This is a genomic window from Micromonospora antibiotica, assembly GCF_017599305.1.
GTDB lineage: Bacteria > Actinomycetota > Actinomycetes > Mycobacteriales > Micromonosporaceae > Micromonospora > Micromonospora antibiotica.
Genome location: NZ_JAGFWR010000017.1, coordinates 1 through 25,032, shown reverse-complemented (window position 1 = coordinate 25,032; position 25,032 = coordinate 1). Strand labels below are relative to the sequence as shown.

Annotated in this window: 16 protein-coding genes and 1 pseudogene; 6 read left to right on the top strand and 11 right to left on the bottom strand. The window is 72.9% G+C overall.

Annotated elements, in window-relative coordinates; genetic code table 11:
- Positions 1-3 precede the first annotated feature (3 nt).
- Positions 4-822, bottom strand: a complete 819-nt coding sequence (locus JQN83_RS23305) for an SAM-dependent methyltransferase (RefSeq protein WP_208569286.1) — start codon at positions 820-822, stop codon at positions 4-6.
- A 381-nt stretch (positions 823-1,203) separates the two neighbouring features.
- Positions 1,204-2,409: a 3-oxoadipyl-CoA thiolase gene (pcaF, locus tag JQN83_RS23300; protein WP_208569285.1), complete on the bottom strand. Its 1,206-nt coding sequence runs from the start codon at positions 2,407-2,409 to the stop codon at positions 1,204-1,206.
- Positions 2,410-2,607: 198 nt separating this feature from the next.
- Here pcaF and JQN83_RS23295 point away from each other — a divergent pair, with 198 nt between their 5' ends.
- The 4 genes from JQN83_RS23295 to JQN83_RS23280 all read left to right on the top strand — a co-directional run bounded on the left by JQN83_RS23295 (position 2,608) and on the right by JQN83_RS23280 (position 6,922).
- Positions 2,608-3,573 (top strand): glutathione S-transferase family protein, encoded by a 966-nt coding sequence (locus JQN83_RS23295; protein WP_208569284.1) that lies wholly within the window; start codon positions 2,608-2,610, stop codon positions 3,571-3,573.
- A complete protein-coding gene (locus JQN83_RS23290; RefSeq protein ID WP_208569283.1) occupies positions 3,566-4,267 on the top strand; it encodes a DUF998 domain-containing protein in 702 nt (233 codons plus the stop codon). The genes JQN83_RS23295 and JQN83_RS23290 overlap by 8 nt, the downstream gene beginning before the upstream one ends.
- A 205-nt stretch (positions 4,268-4,472) precedes the next feature.
- The gene (locus JQN83_RS23285) at positions 4,473-5,789 is read left to right on the top strand and encodes a dicarboxylate/amino acid:cation symporter (RefSeq protein ID WP_208569364.1); all 1,317 of its coding nucleotides are present in this window, start codon (positions 4,473-4,475) and stop codon (positions 5,787-5,789) included.
- Positions 5,790-5,854: 65 nt separating this feature from the next.
- Positions 5,855-6,922 carry an NADH:flavin oxidoreductase/NADH oxidase gene (locus JQN83_RS23280; protein WP_208569282.1) on the top strand — a complete coding sequence of 356 codons (1,068 nt, stop codon included), beginning with the start codon at positions 5,855-5,857 and terminating at the stop codon, positions 6,920-6,922.
- 126 nt (positions 6,923-7,048) lie between these two features.
- Here the strand turns inward: JQN83_RS23280 and JQN83_RS33290 are convergent, their stop codons facing one another.
- Positions 7,049-10,948: an ATP-binding cassette domain-containing protein gene (locus tag JQN83_RS33290; protein ID WP_244253044.1), complete on the bottom strand. Its 3,900-nt coding sequence runs from the start codon at positions 10,946-10,948 to the stop codon at positions 7,049-7,051.
- A 347-nt stretch (positions 10,949-11,295) separates the two neighbouring features.
- A complete protein-coding gene (locus JQN83_RS23265; protein WP_208569281.1) occupies positions 11,296-12,135 on the bottom strand; it encodes a GNAT family N-acetyltransferase in 840 nt (279 codons plus the stop codon).
- 159 nt (positions 12,136-12,294) lie between these two features.
- Between JQN83_RS23265 and JQN83_RS23260 the strand changes: the two genes are divergently transcribed.
- Entirely contained in the window at positions 12,295-12,873 is a 579-nt protein-coding gene (locus JQN83_RS23260; RefSeq protein WP_208569280.1) for a PadR family transcriptional regulator, read from the top strand.
- 375 nt (positions 12,874-13,248) lie between these two features.
- On the opposite strand, the gene ispG is transcribed toward JQN83_RS23260, so the two are convergent.
- The 6 genes from ispG to JQN83_RS23230 form a co-directional block, all read right to left on the bottom strand.
- Positions 13,249-14,421, bottom strand: coding sequence for a flavodoxin-dependent (E)-4-hydroxy-3-methylbut-2-enyl-diphosphate synthase (gene ispG / locus JQN83_RS23255; protein ID WP_208569279.1), 1,173 nt, complete (start codon positions 14,419-14,421; stop codon positions 13,249-13,251).
- 8 nt (positions 14,422-14,429) lie between these two features.
- Positions 14,430-15,671, bottom strand: coding sequence for a M50 family metallopeptidase (locus JQN83_RS23250; RefSeq protein ID WP_208569278.1), 1,242 nt, complete (start codon positions 15,669-15,671; stop codon positions 14,430-14,432).
- Positions 15,671-16,882, bottom strand: coding sequence for a 1-deoxy-D-xylulose-5-phosphate reductoisomerase (gene dxr / locus JQN83_RS23245; protein WP_208569277.1), 1,212 nt, complete (start codon positions 16,880-16,882; stop codon positions 15,671-15,673). Before dxr ends, JQN83_RS23250 begins: the two co-directional genes overlap by 1 nt.
- A gap of 43 nt (positions 16,883-16,925) precedes the next feature.
- Entirely contained in the window at positions 16,926-17,672 is a 747-nt protein-coding gene (locus JQN83_RS23240) for a Uma2 family endonuclease (RefSeq protein ID WP_208569276.1), read from the bottom strand.
- Positions 17,673-18,744: 1,072 nt separating this feature from the next.
- Positions 18,745-20,319: a pectate lyase family protein gene (locus JQN83_RS23235; RefSeq protein WP_208569275.1), complete on the bottom strand. Its 1,575-nt coding sequence runs from the start codon at positions 20,317-20,319 to the stop codon at positions 18,745-18,747.
- 368 nt (positions 20,320-20,687) lie between these two features.
- Positions 20,688-21,254, bottom strand: coding sequence for a GNAT family N-acetyltransferase (locus tag JQN83_RS23230; RefSeq protein WP_208569274.1), 567 nt, complete (start codon positions 21,252-21,254; stop codon positions 20,688-20,690).
- A 51-nt stretch (positions 21,255-21,305) separates the two neighbouring features.
- Here JQN83_RS23230 and JQN83_RS23225 point away from each other — a divergent pair.
- Positions 21,306-22,139: pseudogene (locus JQN83_RS23225) on the top strand (YhjD/YihY/BrkB family envelope integrity protein); the annotation flags it as partial.
- Here JQN83_RS23225 and JQN83_RS23220 read toward each other — a convergent pair.
- Positions 22,088-24,505 carry an MMPL family transporter gene (locus JQN83_RS23220; RefSeq protein WP_208569273.1) on the bottom strand — a complete coding sequence of 806 codons (2,418 nt, stop codon included), beginning with the start codon at positions 24,503-24,505 and terminating at the stop codon, positions 22,088-22,090. The pseudogene JQN83_RS23225 and the gene JQN83_RS23220 sit on opposite strands and share 52 nt — an antisense overlap.
- Positions 24,506-25,032 lie beyond the last annotated feature (527 nt).

Here is a 25,032-nt window from a genome sequence, read left to right as displayed (position 1 = left end):
GACTCAGCCGGCTGTGCGGTCGTACCGGGCGACGCCGCCGAACGCCCCGAACCGCTCGGGGTGCTCGTCCACGTCGGACGGAGAGTCGGGCCGCCACAGCGGCATGTGCACCACGCCGGGCTCGAGCAACGTCCAGTCCCCGAAGAAGCCGGTGATCTCGGCGCGGGACCGCAGCGTGATCTCGGTGTCGGTACGCGCCGAGAGGCGCTGTGCGTCGAGCATCTCCTGGGGCTGGTCCTCGAAGGTGGAGTGCGAGACGACCAGGAAGCTGCCGGGTGCGGCGGCGGCCCGGAGGGTGGCGAGAATGTCGGCCGGCCGGTCGGCGTCGGGGACGAAGTGCACGACCCCGGCGAGCAGGATGCCCAGGGGACGGTCGAAGTCGATCAGGCCGCTGGCGCGGGCCTCGTCCAGGATCAGCTTCGGTTCCCGCAGGTCGGCGTGCACGGCGACGGCCCGGTCGTTGCCGGCGAGCAGTTCCCGGCTGTGCGCCACGGCGACCGGGTCGATGTCGACGTAGACGATCCGGGCCTGCGGGTCGGCGGCCTGGGCGACCTCGTGGACGTTGCCCACGGTGGGGATGCCCGAGCCGATGTCGAGGAACTGGTCGATGCCGGCGTCGAGCAGCACCCGGACCGCGCGGCGCAGGAATTCCCGACCGGACCGCATGGTGTCGGCGAGGTTCGGGGTCATGCTGGCGATCTGCTCGGCGAGCCGCCGGTCGATCTCGAAGTTGTGCGCGCCGCCGAGGAAGTAGTCGTAGACCCGGGCGGCGCTGGGCCGGCTCAGGTCGATCTCGGCGGGAAGTCCGTCCGGCGTCTGCATCGCTGTCTGGCCCCCAGTTCGTCGCCGCGGTGCGGGAGGGCACCGGTGTCGACGGCGTGCGCGGGCACGCGGAGCCGTACCGGCCGACCCGCGGATCGTGTGGTGCTGACCACTCTAGGCCCGTCCGCCCAGGTACGGGAGATCAGCTGACCCCGATCTGTGGCCGGCCGGGCGGCGCGAACAACCCGGACGCCCCGCCGTCACCCTGGGCTGCCACCCGCACACCCGACGGTGACACCTCCACCTCCCGGCTCGGCCAGCCGGCCGGGCACCCGGCGCCGCCCGGGCACCCGGCGTCGGCCGGTCGGCCGGTCCCCGGGCATTCCCACCGGCCGGTGGCCCGGTCGACGGGCCCACTCGACGCCGGTCGACCCGCCGGGCTCAGTCCACGGATTCCAGCAGCAGCGAGATGCCCTGGCCGACCCCGACGCACATGGTCGCCAGGGCCCGCCGGCCACCCCGGCGACGCAGCTCCAGGGCGGCGGTCAACGCCAGTCGGGCCCCGCTGGCCCCCAGTGGATGCCCCAGGGCGATCGCGCCGCCGTTCGGGTTGACGTGCTCGGCGTCCTCCGGCAGGCCCAACTCGCGCAGCACCGCGATCCCCTGCGCGGCGAACGCCTCGTTCAGCTCGACCACGTCCACGTCGGCCAGGGCGACGCCGAGCCGGCCGAGCAGCCGACGGGTGGCCGGCACCGGACCGATCCCCATGATCCGGGGCGGTACGCCGGCCACCGCCGCGCCGCTGATCCGGGCGAGCGGGGTGAGGTCGTACCGGGCCACCGCCGCCTCGGACGCGACCAGCAGGGCCACCGCGCCGTCGTTGAGGCCCGAGGAGTTGCCGGCGGTGACGGTGCCGCCGGACCGGAACGGGGTGGGCAGCGCGGCCAGCTTCGCAAGCGAGGTCTCCCGGGGGTGCTCGTCGACCTCGACCAGCTTCGTCTCCCGCCGGCCGGCGGGCACGGTCACCGCCACGATCTCCTCGGCGAACCGGCCGTCGGCCTGCGCCTTCGCGGCCCGCTGCTGGGAGCGCAGGGCGAACTCGTCCTGGGCCCGCCGGTCGACGCCGAACTCGGCGGCCACGTTCTCGGCGGTCTCCGGCATCGAGTCGGTGCCCCAGCCGGCCGCCATCAGCGGGTTGACCAGCCGCCAGCCGAGAGTGGTGTCGTACACCTCGGCGGCGCGGGAGTAGGGGGTGGTCGCCTTCGGCATGACGAACGGGGCCCGGCTCATGCTCTCCACGCCACCGGCGAGCACCAGGTCGGCCTCGCCGGCCACCACGGCGCGGGCGGCGATGGCCAGCGCGTCCAGGCCCGAGCCGCAGAGCCGGTTGACGGTGCTGCCCGGCACCTCCTGTGGCAGGCCGGCCAGCAACGCCGCCATCCGGGCCACGTTGCGGTTGTCCTCACCGGCCTGGTTGGCGCAGCCCAGCACCACGTCGTCGACCCGGGACCAGTCCACCGCCGGGTGCCGGGCGACCAGTTCGCGCAGCACGTGGGCGGCCAGGTCGTCGGGGCGTACCCCGGCGAGGGCGCCGGCGTACCGGCCGATCGGGGTACGGACTCCGGACACGAGGTAGGCCACGGTCATCGACGCACGTCCTTCGGGGGTGGGAAGGGGCTGGCGGTGCCGGCGTCGCCCGGATCACAGGGACGCCGGCCGTCAGGATATCCACGCCCGTGCCGGACGGCCCCCGGCCGGGGGTTGCGCCGACCCTCCCGAGCCGGATGGCGGCCGGGGCGGCCCGTGACGCCGGCCCGGCGGGCGGACGCCGGATAGGTTGGCGTCATGACCCGGGCCCAGTTCAGTGCAGAGACCTCCGGTGGTGGGGCGTTCGTCCGCCAGCCCAACCGGTTCACCGGCCGGGTCACCCCGCACTCCACCTCGCCCGAGGGCGGTGGGCCGGACGACCAGGGGCGCTGGCCGTTGGAGGCCGGCCGGTACCGGCTGATCTGGTGCCGGGCCTGCCCCTGGGCGCACCGGGCCATGATCGTGCGCGGTCTGCTCGGCCTGGACGGGGTGATCTCGCTGGGCACTGTCGACCCGATCCGCGACGAACGCGGCTGGCGGTTCACCCTCGACCCGGACGGCTTCGACCCGGCGCTGGGCATCGGCTTCCTGTCCGAGGCGTACCTCGCCACCGACCCGGACTACACGGGCCGGGTGACCGTGCCGGCACTGGTGGACACGCTCACCGGCCGGGTGGTCACCAACGACTATCCGCAGCTCACCCTCGACCTTTCCACCGAGTGGCGACGCCTGCACGCCCCGGACGCCCCCGACCTGTACCCGGTGACGCTGCGTCCCGAGCTGGACGCGCTGATGGCCGAGATCCACACCGACGTCAACAACGGCGTGTACCGGTGCGGCTTCGCCACCTCCCAGCAGGCGTACGACGAGGCGTACGCGGCGCTGTTCGCCCGGCTGGACGCGTTGTCACAGCGGCTGGCCGGGCAGCGGTACCTGATGGGTGACGCGATCACCGAGGCGGACGTGCGGCTGTTCACCACCCTGGTCCGCTTCGACGTGGCGTACCACGGGCACTTCAAGTGCAACCGGCAGAAGCTGACCGAGATGCCGGTGCTCTGGGCGTACGCCCGGGATCTGTTCCAGACCCCGGGGTTCGGCGAGACGGTGGACTTCGACCACATCAAGCGGCACTACTACGCCACGCACCGTGAGATCAATCCCACCGGGGTGGTGCCGGTGGGCCCGGACACGTCCGGCTGGCTCACCCCGCACGGCCGTGCCTGAGGCCGCCCGCGCCGTCGCCGGCCGGGTCGCCGCCGGCTGTGTGCTGCTCGGCGCGGTCGCGGTGACCGTCGCCGTCGGGGCCGGTCCGGGTGGCCCGTGGCGCGGGTACGTCAGCGAGGCCGGTGTCAGCGACAGCGCCTTCGCCTCGACGTACCGGATGGGGGTGTTCGCCCTGGCGGCGGCGCTGTTGTCGCTGGCCGCGGCGCTGCCGGTGACGTTGCGGCTCGCGGCCGGCCTGCTGCTGGCCGGCGCGGCCGGCACGGTGGTCTCCGGCGCGGTGACGTGCAGCGCCGGGTGTCCGCTGCCGCCGTTCGAGGCGGCGACGCGGGCCGACCTGGTGCACGCCGGGGCGAGCATCGTGGCGGCCGGGGTGACGGTGCTCGCCATGCTGGTGGTCGGGTTCCTCCGGCCGGCGACGCCGGGGCTGCGCCGGGTGGGCCGGATCGCCGGGGTGGTGGCGTTGCCGGTGGCCGGGGTGGTCGCGCTGGGCCTGCTGACGGTGGGCCAGGGCGACCTGGTGGCCGGGCTGGAACGGGTGTTGCTGGTGGTCTGTGCCGGCTGGGGCCTGTGCACCGCTCTGCTGCTGGCCCGGCACCGGCCGGCCGCCCCCGGACCGGACGACCGGGCTGTGCCCGGCGCGCGGGAGTACGCCGTACGTGACGAACGGATCACCAGGTCGAGAACCTCCGTGTAAGGAGCCTCACGGGGATCGCTCCTTCCACCTGTCGGCCGGCCGGGAGTAGCGTCGACAGGCGATGACCAATGTCTGGCACCTCACCGTGCGCCTGTACGTCGACCTCCGACGCCAGGCCAGTGGAGTCTGTCCGGCGCAGCCGCGCTCCTGACGCGCCCACCGACCGACCCCTACCGACCTTGGACTCATCCTGATGGCTTCCACCCTGCGCAAATTCCCCTTCTCCGCCCAGATCCTGCTCGGCCTCGTGCTCGGCGCGGCGCTGGGCTTCCTCGCCCGCGAGGGCGACCTGGCCTGGCTGGCCGGCACCCTCGACACCGTCGGCGGGCTCTTCGTCCAGTTGCTCAAGCTGGCCGTCCCGCCGCTGGTCTTCACCGCGATCGTGGTCAGCGTGGTCAGCCTGCGCGGGGTGGCCAACGCCGCCCGGCTGGCGCTGAGGACGCTGCTCTGGTTCGGCGTCACCGCGCTGATCGCGGTGAGCCTCGGCATCGGCATCGGTCTGCTCACCAACCCGGGCCGGGGGGTGAGCCTGGACGTCGGTGGCGCGACCGCCCCGAAGACCACCGGCTCGTGGACCGACTTCCTCACCGGCATCGTGCCGACCAACCCGGTGGGCGCGTTCGTCGAGGGCAACGTCCTCCAGATCGTCTTCCTCGCCCTGGTCGTCGGTGCCGCCGCGCTGCTGGTCGGTGCGGCTGCCGAACCGTTCGTCGAGCTCAACCGCGCGGTGCTGGCCATCGTGCAGAAGGCGCTGTGGTGGGTGATCCGGCTCGCCCCGATCGGCACCCTCGGGCTGATCGGCCACGCCGTCGCCGCGTACGGCTGGGACCTGCTGGCCCCGCTGGCGAAGTTCACCACCGCCGTCTACGTCGGCTGCGCCATCGTCCTGTTCGTGGTCTACCCGTTGCTGCTGGTCACCGCCGGCCGGCTCAACCCGCTGCGGTTCTTCGCCGGAGCCTGGCCGGCGATCGAGTTGGCCTTCGTGTCCCGCTCCTCGGTGGGCACCATGCCGGTCACCCAGCGTTCCGTCGAGCGCCTCGGCGTCCCCCGCGAGTACGCCTCCTTCGCGGTGCCGTTCGGTGCCACCACCAAGATGGACGGCTGCGCCGCGATCTACCCGGCGCTCGCCGCGATCTTCGTGGCCCAGGTCTTCGGAGTGGACCTCGGCGTCGGCGACTACCTGCTGATCGCCTTCGTCTCGGTGGTCGGTTCGGCCGCCACCGCCGGCCTGACCGGTGCCATCGTCATGCTCACCCTGACCCTGAGCACGTTGGGCCTGCCGCTGGCCGGAGCCGGTCTGCTGCTGGCCATCGACCCGATCCTGGACATGATCCGCACCGCCACCAACGTGGCCGGGCAGGCGGTCGTGCCGACCATCGTGGCCGCCCGCGAGGGCATCCTGGACCGCGACGCCTACGCCAACGCCGGCCGGCGCGACCTGACCGACGCCGACCTGACCGACGCCGACGGCACCGCCGACCGGCCGGTCCGCCGCGACGACCTGACGCCGGCACCCGCCTGACCACGACGGCTGCTGTCCCTCCCCCGTCCTGCACCGCCATCAGCCCCTACCGGAGGATCACTCGCATGAGTGCCCTGTTCACCCCGCTCGCCCTGCGCGGCGTCACCCTGCCCAACCGGATCGCCCTGGCCCCGATGTGCCAGTACAGCGCCGGCCCGGACGGCCTGCCCACCGACTGGCACCTGGTGCACCTCGGCTCCCGGGCCGTCGGCGGTGCCGGACTGATCGTCACCGAGGCCACCGCGGTCGTCCCCGAGGGGCGGATCAGCCCCCAGGACACCGGCATCTGGTCCGACGCGCACGTCGACGCGTGGCGTCCGGTCACCGCGTTCGTCGCCGGCCAGGGGGCGGTGCCCGCCGTGCAGCTCGCCCACGCCGGCTTCAAGGCCAGCACCTGGCGGCCGTGGGCGGCCGAACGCGGCGGGGTGCCCGACACCGAGGGCGGTTGGACGCCGGTCGGGCCCGGGACCGAACCGTTCCTGCCCGACTACCGGCAGCCGACGGCGCTCGACGAGGCCGGGATCGCCGGGGTGGTGTCGGCCTTCGCCACCGCCGCCGGCCGGGCCGTCGACGCCGGCTTCGCCGTCGTGGAGATCCACGCCGCGCACGGCTACCTGCTGCACGAGTTCCTGTCCCCGCTGACCAACCACCGCACCGACGGGTACGGCGGCGACCGGGCCGCCCGGATGCGGCTCACCCTGGAGGTGGCCCGCGCGGTCCGCGCCACCGTCGGCGAACAGGTGCCGGTGCTCACCCGGATCTCCGCCACCGACTGGGTCGACGGCGGTTGGACGGCGGACGACAGCGTCGCGCTCGCCGCCGAGCTGGCCGCGACCGGGGTGGACCTGGTGGACGTCTCCTCCGGCGGGGCGTCGGCCCGGGCGGCCATCCCGGTCGGTCCCGGCTACCAGGTGCCGCTGGCCGCCCAGATCCGCCGCGAGGCGGGCGTGCCGACGGGTGCGGTCGGCCTCATCGTCGAGCCGGAGCAGGCCGAGGAGGTCGTCGCAGCCGGTGAGGCCGATCTGGTGCTGCTCGGTCGGGAACTGCTGCGCGACCCGTACTGGCCGCGCCGCGCCGCCGCGAAGCTCGGCGTCACCCCCGACTGGCCCGACCCGTACGCCCGCGCCTTCTGACCGTCTGCCGACCGGCCTGCGTCGACCACTGCGGGGAGAGTTGTTGTCGCTCCAGCGACAACAACTCTCCCCGATCCCGGGTGGCGCGAGCGGGCGGGCGCGGGATGCAGGACGCGGGTGACCTGGTCAGCCGGCCAGGTGGCCCCAGTCGTCCTCCAGGTCACGCCACGGACCCTGGGCGACGGCCGTGCCGTCGATGAGCACCACCACGTGGTCGGCGCGGACCAGCGCCGCCCGTTTCGAGGTGGAGCCGACCACCGTCACCCCGTGCTCGCGCAGCGCCGCCCACAGGGCCAGCTCGGTGGTGACGTCCAGGGCGGACGACACGTCGTCGGCGACCAGCAGTTCGGTACGCGGGGCGAGCGCCCGGGCCAGCGCCAGCCGCTGCAACTGCCCGCCGGACAGCCGGGTGCCCTTGTGCCCGATGAGCAGCCCCAACCCACCCCCACCCGCCAGGTCGTGCTCCAGTTGGGCGGTGCTCACCGCCCCGGCCGCGTCCACGTCGTGCCCGAGGGCGATGTTGTCGGCGACGGTGCCGGAGAGCACCCGGGGCAGCTGCCCGACGTAACCGACCTGCTGGGGGCGCAGGAACAGCTCCGGTTCGGTCACCGGGTCGCCGTTCCAACGCAGTTCACCGACGTGGTGCACGATCCCGGCCAGCGCCCGCAGCAGCGACGACTTGCCGGACCCGACCGGTCCGACCACCAGCACCAGCTGGCCCCGGTCGACGGTCAGGTCGACGTCCCGCACGGCGAGGGTGCCGTCGGAGTGCAGTGCCCCGTAGCCGGTCAGCTCCAGCCGGCGCAGTGGCCGGCGCGGCGGCGGCTCCGGCGCGGGAGCGGTACCGGCGGCGATGTCCACCCCGGGCACCTCCGCCGAGTACGCCCCGATCCCGGTCATCGCCACCGTCCGCCGGGTCCACACCCGCGCCGACGGGTACTGCGAGACCAGGGACGCCGTGGTCCAGGCGAACCAGCGGGCCGCCCCGAGGGTGGAGACGGCGACCAGGGTGGCACCGGCGGAGAGCCCGCCGGTCAGGTAGAGCGCCCAGGCGGCGATCGGCAGCAGGCCACTGGCCACCGACGGGGTGGAGCGGGCCCACACCTGCGCGGCGATCTCCCGCCGCTGCCGGTCGCTGCGGACCAGGTCCAGGGCGGAGAGGTGGTCGAGCACCGGGCGGGTCGCACCGGCCAGTTTGACCGTACGGGCTGCCGACAGCGAGGAGACCAGCGCGGTGGCGAAGGCGGCACGGGCGGCCACGGTGTCCCGGGCGGAACGCTCCAACCGGGGGCCGAACAGGGTGGCGGCCAGCCCCGATACGGCCATCGTGCCGACGAAGAACAACGCCGGCACCAGGCTGCCCGTGACCAACGTCATGGTCACCAGGGTCACCAGGGCGATGAGCTGGTCCATCAGGTTGTCGGCGAGCTGCACGACCCGTTCGGTGTCGCCGCTCTGGGCCACCACCTCGGCCGGGGTGTGCCGGCTGGACCGGCGCGGGCCGGTCTGCCCGTGCACCAGCCGCAGGCTCATCCGCAGCATCTGCCGTACCCACCACTGGGGGAACCGCAGGTTGGTCCAGTAGGGCAGCGGCAGCACGATCACCAGCGCGGCGGCGATGCCGATCGCCGGCAGCCAGGGGTCGCCGCCGTCGACGACGTCCGCCCAGAGCCAGGGCAGCACGGTGCCGTCCAGGCCGAGCACGGTGATCACCATGAACAGCGCGACCGAGAGCAGGCCGAAGCGCGGGTCGTTCAGGCCCAGCCGCAGGATCTCCCGCATCGTCCGGGTGGGCGGCAGGGGTGGCAGCGGCGGCGGGTCCCCCTTGGGTACGGCCACCGCCGCCCGCCCGGACACCCCGGCCCCCTCGACACCGGCCCGCCCCGGCCCGTCGCCACCCGTCCCGGTGCCGTCCGCCGTGATGCCGCCATCCGGCCCGGTGCCGTCCGGCCCGGTGCCGCCCGGCCCGGTGCCGCCCGGCCCGGTGCCGCCCGGCCCGGTGGCCTCCATCGTGATGCCGTCCGGCCCGGTGGCCTCCGTCGTGATGCCGTCCGGCCTGGTGGCGTCCGCCGTGATGCCGTCCGTCTCGGCCCGGTTCGGCGCGGCCCGGTTCGGCGCGGCGGCGTCCGCCCAGGGGGTGTCGGGCCCGTCCGGGTACAGGTCGCCCGGCCGGCCGGGCTGCGGCCAGGCTGGGCCGGAGGCGTCGGCCTGCGGCCAGGCGGGGCCGGAGGCATCGGCCTGCGGCCAGGTGCCGCCGGAGACGTCGGCCTGCGGCCAGGCGGGGCCCGGGCCGTCGAGCAGGTCCACCCCGCCCCGGGCGGTACCCGTCGGGGCCGAACCCACCGGGGTGTACGCGGCGGCACGGCTGCTGGCGAGCAGCTCGGCGAAGCGGGCCGAGGAGTGCAGCGGCCCCGCCTCCAGGACCGCCCCGTCGGCCATCACCACCACCTCGTCGCAGCGCCGCACGGAGGAGAGCCGGTGCGCGATGATGATGCCGATCCGGTCGGTGAGCAGGCGTTCGGTGGCCTCGCGTACCCGGATCTCGGTGACCGGGTCGAGTCGCGCGGTGGCCTCGTCGAGGACCACCACGTGCGGATCGCGGACCAGGATCCGGGCGAACGCCACCAACTGCTCCTGGCCGGCGGAGAGCACGTACCCGCCCTCACCCAGCCGGGTGAGGATGCCGTCGGGCAGCTCCGCTACCCAGCCGGTGAGCCCCAGCTCGGCCAGCGCCCGGGGGGCGGCGTCGAGCAGGTCCGGGTCGAACAAGGCCACGTTCTCGGCGAGGGTGCCGGCGAGGATCTCGGTACGCTGCGGCACCACCGCGATCCACCGACGCAGTTCCTCGACGTCCAGGTCACACAGGTCGGTGTCGCCGAGCAGTACCGTGCCGCGCGGCACCTCGACCGCCCGGGTGAGTACCTTGGTCAGGGTCGACTTGCCCGAACCGGTCCGCCCGACCAACGCGTACGACCGTCCCCGGACGAAGCTGAGCCGGACGTCGCGCAGCGCGGGCGCCCGCTCGTCCTCGCCGGTGGCCGGGTAGCGGAAGGTGAGACCGCGCAGGGTCAGGTCGCCGTCGGTGGGGGTGACCCCGCCGGAGGGTTCCTGCGGGGCGTCGGAGAGCAGCAGCACCCGGGCCCAGGCGCCGAGGGCGTACTGCAGGTGCGGCACCCAGCGGGCGAGATGTTCGACGGTCGCGCCGAAGCTCAACGCGAGCAGCCAGATCGCGGTCAACCGGGCCCCGTCGACCCGGCCGGTGGTCAACGCCCACGCCCCGGCGAGCACCACCCCGGCGATCCCGACCCGGATGGCACCGGCGGCGACGGCGGTGACCCGCGCCGACATCAGGAAGACCCGGCGGCAGCGGTTCAGCACCTCGGCCGCCCGGCGGGCGTACAACCGCAGCACGTACGGCTGGGCGAGGCTGGTGCGGACGTCGTCCTGGCCGTGCACCGCCTCCTCCATCACGGCGGCCAGGTCGGACCAGGCTTCCTCCTCGAACATCCGGGCCGGGGCGATGGCGGCGGTGGGACGGCGCAGCAGCACGATGAGCAGCACGGTGAGCAGCAGCATCGCCACTCCGGCCGGCCACCAGACGAACAGCGCGCTGAGCGTGGCGAGCAGGCAGAGCACCAGACCCTGCACCAGCCGTACGCCGGTGTTGCGCAGCTCGGAGGCGACCTGGTAGACGTCGTTGTCGATCCGGTCGAGCAGCTCGCCGACCGGGGTGCCCTCCAGGGTCGGCAGGTCCTGCCCGAGAGCGACCCGGCAGAGCCGGCGACGCACGTCGGCGGACCAGTCGGCGGTGATGCCCGCCATCAGCAGCGCGATCACCAACTCGCCGAAGACTGCCACGACCAACGCGACGACCAACGCGACGAACCAGCCGGCCGAGCGGTGCACCAGCACCGGGCCGGCGACCGCCGAGGCGGCGGCCTGACCGGCTGCCCCCAACACGACGAGCACGATCACGACCGTCATCCGACGTGGCGCGGACGCCCAGAGATCACGGAGCAGGCGCATGGCGATTCCCTCCGGAACTCGGGGTGGCGGTACCCCCCAGCCTGACCCCCCGCCCCCCTCCCCTCAACGCATTTACCACCCACCCTCCCCTCCCCTCTCCCCCCAACCCCTTCCCACCCCGCCCTCTCCCCACCCCACCCCCCACCCCACCCCGGTGATCAAGAGATTTACGTCAAAGTTGATCTTCAAAATGACGCAAACCTCTTGATCAACTGACCTAAAGCTCTTGATCACCGGGACGAGCCGGTGAGCGGCGGGGGCGGGGGCGGGACGGGGCTAGAGGGTTGGGGGTGGGGGGCTAGAGGGTTGGGGGTGGGGTGTTCGGGGAGGTGGGAGGGGTGGGGCGGTCAGAACAGGATGGTGGCGAGGGTGCCTACGGGGCGGAAGCCGCAGTGTTGGTAGACCCGGCGCGCGGGGAGGTTGAAGTCGTTGACGTAGAGGCTGACCGTCGGGGCGACCCGGAGCAGCGCGTCGCGTACCACGGCGGCCATCGCGGCGGTGGCGATGCCACGGCCCCGCCACTGCGGTGCCACCCAGACCCCCTGGATCTGGGCGGTCCGGCGGGTCACCACCGCCAGCTCGGCCTTGAACACGACCTCCCCGTCGATCATGCGGGCGTACGCCCGACCGGCTCGGACCAGGTCCTCGACCCGCCGGCGGTAGGCCCGGCCGCCGTCGTCGGCCAGCGGTGACACGCCGACCTCCTCGGCGTACATGGCGACCGCCGCCGGGAAGAGGCGGGGCACCTCGTCGGGCCGGACCCGGCGCACCTCGGGGTCGGCCGGGATGGGGGGCGCGGTGTCGGTGGCCAGTAACGGCTGGTTGGGGCGTACGTCACGGGCCGGCCCCCAGTGGTCGGCGAGCCGGTCCCAGAGTCCGAGCACCGCGTCGGCCCGCCCCACGATGGACGAGCAGAGCCGCTCCTCGCCGGAGAGCTGCTCGGCGAAGGCGGCGACCGCCGACTCGGTGGCGAGGATCGGGGTGAGGTTGCCGCCGAGCCAGCAGATCGACTCCAGGTTGCGACGGGTGCCGTAGCCGAGGATGCGCCCCTCGGCCCGCCACCAGGCCAGCCCTCGGGCGGAGACCCGCTCGGCGACCTGCGCGCCCGCGAACGGGTCGAGGTCGAGCAACCGCTCGACCGCGCGGCGCTCCGATTCTCCCAGTTGGCGTACGGGCACCGTCAGCACGGTTCCAGCCTGCCAGATGCGGGTGGTGGTCCGCCGGGCGACCGGCGCAGCCGCACGACAGTCGACCGGAACCGGGCCTCATCGTGAACACTCTTGCCGACGACACGTTGGCGATATATCGTTGATGCATCAGCGACACTCCACGGAAGGAACGACACGATGGGATTCCACCGACGGATGCAGGCCCTGCAAGAGGCACGGCAACGCGGCTTCGGCTTCCCGCCCATGCCACCCGGCCCGCACGGGCACGGGGGTTGGGGCGGCGTCCGGGGTGGTCGCGGGCGCGGCCGGGGACGCCGCCCCAACGTCCGGGCCGCCGTCCTGGCCCTGCTCACCGAGCGGCCGATGCACGGCTACGAGATGATCCAGGAGATCGACTCCCGCACCGGCGGGGCCTGGCGGCCCAGCCCCGGGTCGATCTACCCGACCCTGCAACTGCTGGAGGACGAGGGCGTCATCGCCGCCAGCACCGACCCGGCCGGCGGCGGGCGTAAGCGGTTCGGCCTGACCGACGCCGGCCGGGACGAGGCCACCACGGCCGCGCAGACCCCGCCCTGGGCCGAGTTCGCCGAGGACACCGTCAACAGCTGGCACGACATCCGCGACGCGGGCGCGCAGGCCATGCACGCGCTGCGCCAGGTGATGATGACCGGCACCGACGACCAGCGGGAACGCGCCGCCCAGGTGCTCGACGAGACCCGACGCAAGCTGTACGCGATCCTCGCCGAATCCGAGTGACCGCCGGGCACGACCCGGCGACCCGGCCACCCGGCGACCCGGCCACCCGCCACCGGCCAGCCGCGACGTCCGGGCCCGGCACGGCGAACCCCGCCCGCCGGCCCGGACCACCACCATCAGCCCGGACCGGGTCACCACGACTTGGTGACCCGGGCCGCCACAAAACAACCGGCCCGGGTCACTACAGCCCCAGCCTGGGCACCACGACCCGGTGGCCGAACCACCACCAAACACCCGGCCCAGGCCGGACCACCACGACCCCGACCCGGACCACCACGACCCCATGCCGGATCACCGGGCATCCCGACGACGCTCGACCCCGTACCCGAAAAAGGCGGCCCTCCCGGTGGGAGGGCCGCCTTCGTCGACGGTGGATCAGTGCACGGTGACGGTGGCGCCGGGGACGAGGTCGCGCAGCTCCTCGGGGATCTCCGCGCCCATCTCGTCGGCGATCCGCAGCGCCTCCTCGATCAGCGTCTCGACGATCTGCCCCTCGGGGACGGTCTTGACGACCTGCCCCTTGACGAAGATCTGCCCCTTGCCGTTGCCGGAGGCGACACCCAGGTCGGCCTCGCGGGCCTCGCCGGGCCCGTTCACCACACAGCCCATCACGGCGACCCGCAGCGGGACGGGCAGCCCCTCCAGGCCGGCGGTGACCTCCTCGGCGAGCTTGTAGACGTCCACCTGGGCCCGGCCGCAGGACGGGCAGGAGACGATCTCCAGGCCGCGTTCGCGCAGGCCCAGCGACTCCAGGATCTGGTTGCCGACCTTGATCTCCTCGACCGGCGGGGCGGACAACGACACCCGGATCGTGTCGCCGATGCCCTCGGCGAGCAGCGCGCCGAAGGCGACGGCCGACTTGATGGTGCCCTGGAACGCCGGGCCCGCCTCGGTCACCCCCAGGTGCAGCGGGTAGTCGCACTGCTCGGCGAGCTGCCGGTACGCCCGGATCATCACCACCGGGTCGTTGTGCTTGACCGAGATCTTGATGTCCCGGAAACCGTGCTCCTCGAACAGCGAACACTCCCACAGCGCCGACTCGACGAGCGCCTCGGCGGTGGCCTTGCCGTACTTGGCGAGCAGCCGCTTGTCGAGCGAGCCGGCGTTGACGCCGATCCGGATCGGCGTACCGGCGGCGGAGGCCGCTGCGGCGATCTCCTTGACCTTGTCGTCGAACTGGCGGATGTTGCCCGGGTTGACCCGGACGGCCGCACAACCGGCGTCGATCGCGGCGAAGACGTACTTCGGCTGGAAGTGGATGTCGGCGATCACCGGGATCTGCGACTTGCGGGCGATCGCCGGCAACGCCTCCACGTCATCCTGGCTGGGCACGGCCACCCGGACGATCTGACAACCGGACGCGGTCAACTCCGCGATCTGCTGGAGCGTGGCGTTGACGTCGGAGGTGAGGGTCGTCGTCATCGACTGCACCGAGACGGGGGCACCCCCACCGACCGGCACCGAACCGACCATGATCTGGCGACTGACCCGGCGCGGGGCGAGCGGCGGGGGCGGTACGGCGGGCATACCGAGACTGACAGCGGTCACTTGGGCACTCACCTCGTGAAGAGCGTGATCGGGTTGACGATGTCCGCGGTGGCGGTGAGCAGCGTGAACGCCCCACCGATGAGGATCACCGCGTACGTGATGGGCATCAGCTTGAGGTAGTCGACCCGGCCCGGGTCGCGCCGGCCGATCCGGGCGTAGAGCCAGGAGCGGGCCCGTTCGAACCAGGCGATGGCGATGTGGCCGCCGTCCAGGGGCAGCAGCGGCAGCAGGTTGAACACGCCGACGAAGAAGTTCAGCGAGATGAACAGCAGGACCAGCAGTTGCCAGACGCCGTTCTCCAGCGCTTCGCCGCCGAGCCGGCTGGCCCCGACGACGCTGATCGGGGTGTCCTTGTCGCGTTCACCGCCGGTGACGGCGGTCCACAGGGCGGGGATCTTGTCGGGGATCCGCTTGAGCGCCTCGTAGGTGCCGACGGCCAGGTCCTTGGTGTAGCCGGCGGTGGCCGGGATGGCCTCGACGGGGCCGTACGTGACGTTCGCCGGGACACCGGGCGGGAGCATCGGGCCGGCGACGCCGAGGGCGGAGACGGTGACCGGGGCCCCGTTGGGGTCGTCGAGCGGCTTGCGTTGCACGGCGGCGAGATCGGCGCGGACCTCACCGGCCACGCCGTCGCGCTCGTACCTGATGGTCGCGGGCTGGCCCGGCGGGAGGTCGCGGACGGTCTTGACCAGCGCGGTGTAGTCGGCGACGGCGACCCCGTTCACCGCGACGATCTTGTCGTCGTCGCGCAGCCCGGCCTGTTTGGCGGGGCTGACCGGGTCACCGGGGGCGCACTCGCGGGCGGCGTCGGTGGTGATGACGCAGTCGACGACCTTGACGTGCGCCGGCAGCGGGTTGGGCAGGTCCTTGTTGGGCAGGCCCATGAACATGGCGGCCAGCCAGATCGCGATGATCGCCAGCGCGAAGTGGGTGACCGAGCCGGCGGACATCACGATCGTCCGCTTCCAGACCGGGTAACGCCACATGGCCCGCTTCTCGTCACCGGGTTCGACGTCGTCGTCCTGCGGCGTCATACCGACGATCTTGCAGAAGCCGCCGAGCGGGATGGCCTTGAGGCCGTACTCCGTCTCACCCCGGCGGAACGACCAGATGGTCGGCCCGAAGCCGACGAAGTAGCGGGTGACCTTCATGCCGAACGCCTTGGCGGTCAGCATGTGACCGGCCTCGTGCAGGCTCACCGAGATGAGGATCGCCAGGGCGATCACCACCACCCCGAGCAGATAAAGCATCAGGCTTCCTTCCCCGACCCCGCGATGATCTCCTGCGCGTGCGCGCGCGCCCACGATTCGGCGGCGAGTACGTCCTCGACCGTACCCGGTTCACCGAAATCGGGGGCCTCCTCCAGCACCCGTTCCAGGGTGTCGACGATGCCGAGGAACGGTAACCGGCCGGCGACGAACGCCGCCACGCACTCCTCGTTGGCCGCGTTGTAGACCGCCGGTCGGCTGCGACCCGCCTCGCCGGCCGCCTTGGCCAGCGCCACCGCCGGGAACGCCTCGTCGTCGAGGGGGGCGAACTCCCAGGTGTGGGCGGTGGTCCAGTCCACGGCGGCGGTCGCGTCGGGCACCCGGTCGGGCCAGCCGATGCCGAGCGCGATGGGCAGCCGCATGTCCGGTGGGCTCGCCTGGGCCAGGGTGGAGCCGTCGACGAACTCGACCATCGAGTGGATCACCGACTGCGGGTGCACCATCACGGTGATGTCGGCGTAGGGCACGTCGAACAGCTCGTGCGCCTCGATCACCTCCAGCGCCTTGTTGACCATGGTGGCCGAGTTGATCGTGACGACCGGGCCCATGTTCCACGTCGGGTGGGCCAGCGCCTGCTCCGGGGTGACAGCGGTCAGCTCGTCGCGCCGCCGCCCCCGGAACGGTCCGCCGCTGGCCGTGACGACCAGCCGCCGTACCTCGCCGCGGGTGCCGCCGCGCAGGCACTGGGCCAGCGCCGAATGCTCCGAGTCCACCGGCACGATCTGCCCCGGCCGCGTCACCGCGGCCTTCACCAGCGGGCCGCCGGCCACCAACGACTCCTTGTTGGCCAACGCGAGGGTACGACCACAGCGCAGCGCGGCCAGCGTCGGCGCGAGCCCGAGCGACCCGACCACCCCGTTGAGGACCACGTCGCCGGGCCACTGCGCCAGCTCGGTCATGGCGTCCGGACCGGCAATGATCTTCGGCAGCCTGAAGTCCCCGGTGGCCCAGCCGCGCCGACTCGCCTCGGCATAGAAGGCGAGCTGGAGATCCTGCGCGGCGGACGCCTTGGCCACCCCGACCGCGTCCACGCCCAACTCGAGGGCCTGGGTGGCGAGCAACTCGACGTTGCCGCCGCCGGCACCGAGCGCCACCACCCGGAACCGGTCCGGGTTGCGCCTGACGATGTCGATCGCCTGGGTGCCGATCGAGCCGGTGGAGCCGAGCAGTACGAGATCCCGGGGAGTTGTCACGCGGCCATTCTGCCCCGGCCCCGCTGTACTCCCGCTGGGAGCCTCACCGCTCGACGTCCCCCTCCCCGGCCGCCTCATCCCCGCCGATCGGCCCCACCTCCCCGCCGAGAGGTGCCGCTTCGTCCAGGAGCTCGGCCGGATCGAGAGAAAACGCGAATGGCCGTGTCATGACAAAAGTCGTCCCCGCTGCGGCAGCGGCCGTCGGTCGGTACTCCCCGTCGGCCAGCTCGTAGAGCGCCAGGGTGGGGACGCGGTTGCGCAGGTCGACCCGGAGGAAGAAGGGAACCCCGACGGCGGCGTACTCCCGGGGTCGGTCGATCACGTCCTTGCGCCGGTTGCCGGGTGACACGATCTCCCCCAGCAGCACCGCCTGCCGAATGTCGATCGCCGCGCGCCCACCACCGGAGGAGCGCAGCACGGCGATATCCGGGATGTAAAGGTCCTTGCCCGAGATCAGATTGATCTCGGGGTACACCCAGTAGCCGGCTCGGCGTGCCGCACGGTGCAACAGATAAGGCAGTTCTCGCTCGACCGACTGGTGGTCGATTCCGGCATGTGGGGTCACGATCACGCTTCCGCTCAGGACTTCAACCTTGGGACCGTTGGTCTCCGGCAACAGGTCGAGGGCGAGCTGGGCGGTCCACGGCTCGTCGTGCCAGCGCAGCACATCGAACGACGGCCCGGTCGGCCGGTCGGTCGGCCCCTGCGACTGGCCGCTGGACTCAGGCGACGGGGACGTCGGGTCGGGTGCCTGCGGTGCCGGCTCGGGCGCGAATGCGGCCTGGGCCATCCGGGCTCACCCCCTCAGCGGAACATCCTGCCGGCCCCAGCCTAATCGCCGCAGCCCTGCCACCGGGCCGTCGCACCACCGGTGCGTCTCGGTCAGCCCGTCCCCCACCCGGTCCCGCGCCCTGGTCGACACAACGGGGCCGACATGGGGGTGTCCGCGCCAGTCGACTACCCCCACATCGACCCACTGGGTCGATCACCACGCCGGGAGCCAGCACGGCGGACAGGCTTGTCCAGATGAAACCGTGTCATGTTGAACGGCATCTCCGTGGTCAGCGGCAGGTAACCGCGACAATCCCGCCCATTACGACACCACCGCCCCGCACCCACGCTCCTGTGCCCACACCACGCCACGCCCCTGCCAAGATCGTGCTCGATCCATGTTGTAGTGGCCTCGTAGCGCAGGGATGCCACTACAACATGGAAATAGCACGACCTTGGCGGGGGCGCGGGGGCGCGGGGGCGCGGACGCGGGGGCGCGGACGCGAAGGGGCGCGGACGCGAAGGGGCGCGGACGCAGGGGGGCGGACGCAGGGGCGTGGACGCGAAGGGGCGCGGACGCGGGGGCGCGGACGCGGGGGCGCGGACGCGAAGGGGCGCGGACGCGGGGGCGCGGACGCGGGGGCGCGGACGCGGGGGCGCGGACGCGGGGGCGCGGACGCGGGGGCAAGGGGGCGGGGGCAAGGGGGCGGACGCGACCGCGCGGGCGCGACGCGATCAACGATGCGCTGCGGGTCGGCACCGGCACGGTCGACCCGGCCGCCTACCTCGCCCGGTTTCTCGCGTGTACCCGCCACGGCCGGCCATCGACCGGCTCCTCGGCCGCACCCGCCGACGCGGGTTGATCAACACACCGGGGCCGAGGTAGCGGTGTCCACGCCGACCGGACACCGCCACCTCGGCCCCACTGATCACCCTCCGGGCACGGCGATCACCCCCAGGACGGCGATCACCCCCGGGACGGCGATCACCCTCCGGGCACGGCGATCACCCCCGGGACGGCGACCACCCCCCGGGACAGCGACCACCCCCCGGGGCGGCGATCACCGCCCCGGGCGGCGCGGGAGCAGTGGTCAGGCGTAGGTCTCGAACTCGGCGACCTTCGGGGTGGCAGCAGAGCTGTTGATCCGGAAGGTGACCTTCTTGAGCGAGGTCCGGGCGAAGGTGATCACGCCGGCCCGGCTGCCGGAGGCCAGCACCGCGCCGGTGTCGCCGTTGAGGACCTGCCAGGAGGTGATGCTGCCGGCCGAGCCCGACGCCTCCCGGATGTTGATCGAGGAGATGCCGGTCGCCGAGCCCCACTTGATCGAGATGTCACCGGTCGACCCGGCCGGCGACCAGAAGGTGCCCATGTTGCCGTCGCGGACGTCGCCGTAGCTCGTACCGCTGGCCTTGCTGGAGCCGTCGGAGCCGGCGCCGATGCTGAGGTTGGTCCCGCCGGGGTTGCTGGTGGGCGGCGGGGTGGTCGGGGCGGGGGTGGTGGGGGCCGGCGTGGTCGGCGCGGGCGTGGTCGGTCCCGGGGTGGTCGGGGTCGGCGTGGTCGGCGAGCAGCTTCCGTTGGACTCCTTGAGGCCGGTGTTCGCGCCGGCCGTCTGCCGGACGATGTCCGGCACGCAGCTCGCCCCGTCGAGGCGGTAGGAGTACGGGATGCTGACGCTGGTGTTGGACGGCATTCCCGGGCCGGCGGGGTTGGTCTCACTGCCGGGGCTGGACCAGGTCACGTTGTCCAGGATGTTGCCGCTGGCCTGCCAGTAGCCGGCCTCGCTGGTGTAGAAGGTGCCCAGCACGTCCCGGGAGTTCTTGAAGTAGTTGTTCTCCACTTTGGCCCGCGCACCGGCCCGGGAGTTGATCCCCGACTCGTTGAGCTGCACGTACGAGTTGTTGTAGATGTGCGCGATCCCGCCCCGCAGCAGGGGCGTACGGGAGTCGATGTTCTGGTAGAGGTTGTGGTGGAAGGTGACGAAGCCGTTGCCCCGGTCGCTCTCGCTGGAGCCGATGAGGCCGCCCCGGCCGGAGTTGCGCAGGATGCTGTACGACAGCGTCACGTACTGGACGTCGTCCTTCATGTCGAACAGCCCGTCGTAACCGGCCGACTCGCCGCCGGACGCCTCCAGCGTGGTGTGGTCGACCCAGACGTTGCGCACGCTGCTCTCCATGCCGATGGCGTCACCGCCGTTGGAGATGGGCGAGCCCGACTTCTTGACGTTCCGCACGGTCACGTTCTGGATGATGATGTTGCGGGAGTCGCGGATGTGGATGCCGAGCTGGTCGAAGACCGCACCGCTGCCGACCCCGACGATGGTGACGTTGCTGATCTCCTTCAGCTCGATCTTGTCGGCTGCGGTGTTGCAGCTGTTGCCGGAGACCTTCGTGGTGTTGCCGTGGTTGATCGTGCCCTGCACCTCGATGACGATCGGGGTGCTGCTGCTGGCCCGGTTGCACAGGGCCGCGTGGATCGCGGTGCCCGTGCTGGCCCGGACGGTCTGGCCGCCCGCGCCGCCGGTGGTGCCGCCGTTCTGGGTGGCGTAGCCGCTGGCGCTGCCGGCCGCCGCCGACGCCTGGTGCACCGGCAGGGCCACGCAGATCGCGGCACCGACGGCGGCCGTGGCCAGCCCCGCCTGGACTCGTCGTGCAACTGGTCGTCTCATCCTCGCGTCACCTTTCTCAGTACCTGGTGGTGGTGCCGCTGCCGGGGGGTGTGGTGCCTGGTGTGGTGCCCGGCCGGGCGGCGGTGATGGTGGTGGTCCTGCGAACCTCTGCGCGCCGGGGACGGGCCGGGCCTTCGCGGCCGTCGGGCGGAGTCGCCGGTCGGCCAGGGTGGTTGCGCCGGGGTACCGGATCGACCCGCTCACCGTGCTGCCGCGCACGGCGAACTGGTGCCTCCGGCGGCAGCAGAACTCGCCGGGACACCCGCACTGAGCATCTGGAAAGCGCTTTCCACAAGCGAGAATAGGACGACGTCAATCAATACCGCAAGATGTCGTCCGGATTGCGGGCTAATGACCGCCTGAGGTGGCTATCGGCCACCTGGGGAGCCCGGGAGCGCCCGGCGCACGAAGGTCTCCAGTTCCTCACCGCCGTACCAGTCGGTGCGCCGACCCAGGTGGGTCATCCCGAGCCGGCGGGCCACCGCCATCGACGCCCCGTTGCCGGGGGCCACCACCGCGTACACCCGCCCGGTGCCGGTGGCGAGTTCCCGGTCGACCAGGACGCGGGCCGCCTCGGTGGCGTAGCCGTGGCCCCACGAGTCGGGGTGCAGGTGCCAACCCACCTCGATGTCGGCGGTGGGCACCTGCTCGTCCCGGCCGGGCAACGGCTTGAGCAGGATCGTGCCGACCACCAGGCCGGTGTCGCGCACCTGCACCGCCCAGGTGCCGTACCGGTCGCCATGGTCGGCGTGCCGGGCCCGCCAGAGCGCCAACCGGTCGGCCGCCTGCGCCGGGTCGGTCAACGGCAGACCGGGGGCCGCGCCCAGCCAGCGCACCACCTCGTTGCGGGAGTAGATGTCGAAGATCCGGGCCAGGTCGGCCGGCGAGTCGGTCCAGTTCCGCAGGATCAGCCGGTCGGTGGTGAGCACGGTCATGTCGCGGGATCGTAATGCGTGCCGACGGACGTGAGGGGGAAGAACACCACGATGGGCGACGCATGGCAGCGTACGAAGCGGATCACCAGTGCCGCGTTCCGGCCGGTACGCGGGCGGGACCTCTCCCTGCACGCCGCCGCGATCACCTTCTACGGGGCGATCGCCGTGGTGCCGGTGGCCCTGCTGGCGATCTGGCTGACCTCGCTGCTGGCCGGCGCGGACCGGGTACGCCGGCTCACCGCGTACGCCGTGGAGACGCTGCCGGACGCGATCGGTGCGCCCGAGGCGGTGGACGCGCTGGTCAACGCCGGGGTGCAGTTGACCCCGCTGCTGGCGCTGGCCTCCCTGCTGCCCGCCTCACTCTACGGTGAGGGGTTGCGCCGGGCGTTCGTCTCCGTGGCCGTCGCCCCCAACCCGGACGAGTCGCTGGTCGGCTGGCGGGGGCGGTTGCTGCTGCTGCCGCTGCTCGCCCCCGCCCCCGCCCTGCTGCTGTCGATCCTCATCGCGCTGCCCACCACCACCCGGCTGATCCGGCAGGGCGGCTGGGTCGCCGCCCTCGGCATCGTGCTGTCGTTCCTGGCGGTGTGGCTGGTGCTCACCCCGGTGCTGATGTGGGTGTTCCGGGTGGTCGGGCCGGCCTCACCGGACTGGTTGTCGACGCTGGCGGTCGGCTCGTTCACCGCCGCCAACCTCTCCGGCTTCCTGCACGGCTTCGTGCTGTTCTGTTCGCTCCCGCTGGACCTCGGTGTCCCGTTCGGCGGCTTCGACCCGGTGGGGGCCGGCGTCGCGGTGCTGCTGTGGCTCTACCTGTTCCACGTGATCGTGCTGGCCGGCTACTCGGCCACCCTCGCGTTGTCCCGCTGGCGGGTCCGCCGCGCCGCCGCCTCCGGGTCGACGTCCGCCTCCGGGTCGACCGCCGGCTCGGGGTCGACGTCCGGCTCCGGGGGCGCGTCCGCAGGCGTCGATGCCGCGTCGGCCACGGTGAACCAGCCCGAGGCATCCGCCGACCCACCCCGGGTGCCCGCCGCCGGGGCGGGCGGCACCGGCGGGGCGGGCGGCGACGGCACGGGCGACGCCGACGCGGACGTGTCCGGGGTCGTCGGCGGGTCCGCCGGGTCGTCGGTCTCGCGCAGGCCGTAACGGGCCCAGAGCCGGGCCAGGGGTGCCGGGGCCCACCAGTTCCACCGGCCCAGCAGCCGCATGGTCGCCGGCACGAGCAGCGCCCGGACCAGGGTCGCGTCCACCACGATCGCCACGATCATGCCGACACCGATCAGCTTGATGTAGGCCATCCCGCCGGTGGTGAAGCCGGCCACCACGATGATCAGCAGCAGCGCGGCGGCGGTGATGATCCGGCCGGTGCGTTGCAGGCCGGTGGCGACCGAGGCGCTGTTGTCGCCGGTGCGGTCCCACTCCTCGCGTACCCGGCTCAGCAGGAACACCTCGTAGTCGGTCGCCAGCCCGAACAGCACCGCGAGCATGAGGATGAGGTTGCTCGGCTCGATGAACCCGGTGGAGGTGAAACCGAGCAGACCGGCCAGGTGGCCGTCCTGGAAGATCCAGACCACCACGCCGAACGACGCGCCGATCGACAGCAGGTTCATCAGCACCGCCTTGACCGGCAGCACCACCGAGCCGAAGGCGAGGAACAGCAGCAGCAGGGTCGCGCCGGCCATCAGCAGGGCCATCCACGGCAACCGGTCGCCGAGGCTGTCCAGCAGGTCCACGTCGGCGGCGGGCCGCCCGCCGACCAGCACCTGCGCCCCGGCCGGGCCGGGCAGGTCGCGCAGCGTCCGGACCAGGTCGCGGGCGTCGTCGCCGGTCGGCTCCCCCGGGTAGCTCACCGACAGCAGGGTCGACTCCCCCTTCGCCGCCGTGACCTGGACCCCGGTCACCCCGGGCAGCGCCGCGATCCGGTCGGCGAACGGTCGCACCGCGTCGGCGGCAGCCCCGGAGACCAGCACCTCGATCGGGGCGATCGTGCCGCCGGGGAACTCGGCGGCGATCCGCTCGGAGACCACCCGGGGTGCGGCGTCGGCCGGCAGCACCCGCTCGTCGACCCCGCCGAAGGTGATCCGCGCGAACGGGGTGGCCAGCACGGCGAGCAGCACCGCGACCCCCACCAGGTAGAGCGCCGGCCGGCGCATCACGCTGCGCGCGATCCGGGCCCAGGCACCACCCTCGTCACCCAGGGCCCGCCGCGCACCCCGCGTCCCCCGCCGCCACGGCAGCGGTACGCGCACCGCGTCCACCCGGTGGCCGAGCACCACCAGCAGGGCCGGCAGCACGGTGAGCGCGGCCAGCATGGCGATCAGGACGGCGGCCATCCCGCCGAAGCCCATCGACCGCAGGAACGGCTGCGGGAAGATCAGCAGGCTGGCCATGGCGAGCGCGACGGTCAGCCCGGAGACGAACACGGTACGGCCGGCGGTGAGGATGGTGCGCCGGATCGCCTCGGCGGTGCCGTGCCCGGCGGCCAACTCCTCCCGGAACCGGCTGACGATGAACAGCGCGTAGTCCACCGCCATCCCGAGCCCGATCAGGGTGATCACGTTGATCGCGAAGATCGACACGTCGGTGACGAGGTTGACAAGGCGTACCGCCACGAATGCGCCGAGGATGGCCAGGCCGCCGACGAGCAGCGGGGTGCCGGCGGCGACCAACCCGCCGAAGATCAGCACGAGCAGCACCAGTAGCACCGGCATGGACAGCAACTCGGCCCGGGTGATGTCCTCGGTGCTCTGGGTGGTGGCCTCCGCCTGGAACGCCACCAGCCCGCCGACGTCGGTACGCAGCCCGGGTGCGTCCAGCGCGGGGCGCAGCGCCGTGAACTGCGCCGAGCGGGCGTCCTCGTCACCGCCGGTCAGCTTGACCAGCGCGTAGGTGGCCCGCCGGTCCTCGGCGACGAACGCGGGCGCGGGCGTGTCGTACCAGGTGGTCACCTCGGCCACCTCGGCGCGCTGGCGCAGCCCGGCCACGGTGGAGGTGACCGGGTCGCGGAACTCCGGGTCGTCGACGGACGCGGTGCCGCTGGACCAGAGCACGATCACGTCGGCACCCTGCCGGCCGAGTTCGGCGGTGACCCGCTGCACGGTACGGCTCGACTCGCTCGACGGGTCGTCGAACCCGCCCCCGGTCAGCTCCCCGAACACCCCGGCGCCCCAGGTGGCCCCGACGGCCACCAGCACCCCGGCGGTGGCCAGCACCACCCACCGGGCACGCACCACCACCCGCCCCCACCAGGCGAACATCGACCTCTCCCCTCGTCGACCCACCGAACCACCGACCTGCCGAACCACCGACCCGCCGCCCCACCGACCCGTGGACCGTGGACCCACCGCCCCGCCGCCCTGCCGAGCCGCCGACCCGTCAAGCCGCCGCCCCGCTGCCCACCGCCCCGTGGACCCACCGCCCCACCGCCCTGCCGCCCTGCCGCCCTGCCGAGCAGTCGACCCGTCAAGCCACCGCCCACACCCGGGCCACCCACCCACCGACGGGAGCCGGCGTCGACCCCACAGCGATCGCCGTCAACTATCGCAACAACCGTTCACGTTCGACGGGTCGACCCGGCCTTCCCCGGCTGCCGGAGCGGGGGAGCACGCTTCCCGTAGTGACCGGTATGCCTGTGAGGCATATTTATGCCTCACAGGCATACCCTCGTGTTTTGACCGTCGGGGGGATTCGTGGTGGTGGAGGTCTAGCGGAATGGGGAGGACCCTGTCCATGATCTGAGTTCTCACACAAAGATCATCAATGGGCAGGGTCCTCGATGAGGAGC

What these genes read in the sequence shown, in the direction of transcription:
- JQN83_RS23280 (WP_208569282.1), top strand. Translation starts at nt 5,855, where the DNA reads ATGAGTGCCCTGTTCACCCCGCTCGCCCTGCGCGGCGTCACCCTGCCC.
- JQN83_RS23250 (WP_208569278.1), bottom strand. Translation starts at nt 15,671, where the DNA reads ATGCTTTATCTGCTCGGGGTGGTGGTGATCGCCCTGGCGATCCTCATC.
- JQN83_RS23230 (WP_208569274.1), bottom strand. Translation starts at nt 21,254, where the DNA reads ATGACCGTGCTCACCACCGACCGGCTGATCCTGCGGAACTGGACCGAC.
- pcaF (WP_208569285.1), bottom strand. Translation starts at nt 2,409, where the DNA reads ATGACCGTGGCCTACCTCGTGTCCGGAGTCCGTACCCCGATCGGCCGG.
- JQN83_RS33290 (WP_244253044.1), bottom strand. Translation starts at nt 10,948, where the DNA reads ATGCGCCTGCTCCGTGATCTCTGGGCGTCCGCGCCACGTCGGATGACG.
- JQN83_RS23220 (WP_208569273.1), bottom strand. Translation starts at nt 24,505, where the DNA reads ATGTTCGCCTGGTGGGGGCGGGTGGTGGTGCGTGCCCGGTGGGTGGTG.
- JQN83_RS23295 (WP_208569284.1), top strand. Translation starts at nt 2,608, where the DNA reads ATGACCCGGGCCCAGTTCAGTGCAGAGACCTCCGGTGGTGGGGCGTTC.
- JQN83_RS23305 (WP_208569286.1), bottom strand. Translation starts at nt 822, where the DNA reads ATGCAGACGCCGGACGGACTTCCCGCCGAGATCGACCTGAGCCGGCCC.
- JQN83_RS23240 (WP_208569276.1), bottom strand. Translation starts at nt 17,672, where the DNA reads ATGGCCCAGGCCGCATTCGCGCCCGAGCCGGCACCGCAGGCACCCGAC.
- JQN83_RS23260 (WP_208569280.1), top strand. Translation starts at nt 12,295, where the DNA reads ATGGGATTCCACCGACGGATGCAGGCCCTGCAAGAGGCACGGCAACGC.
- JQN83_RS23235 (WP_208569275.1), bottom strand. Translation starts at nt 20,319, where the DNA reads ATGAGACGACCAGTTGCACGACGAGTCCAGGCGGGGCTGGCCACGGCC.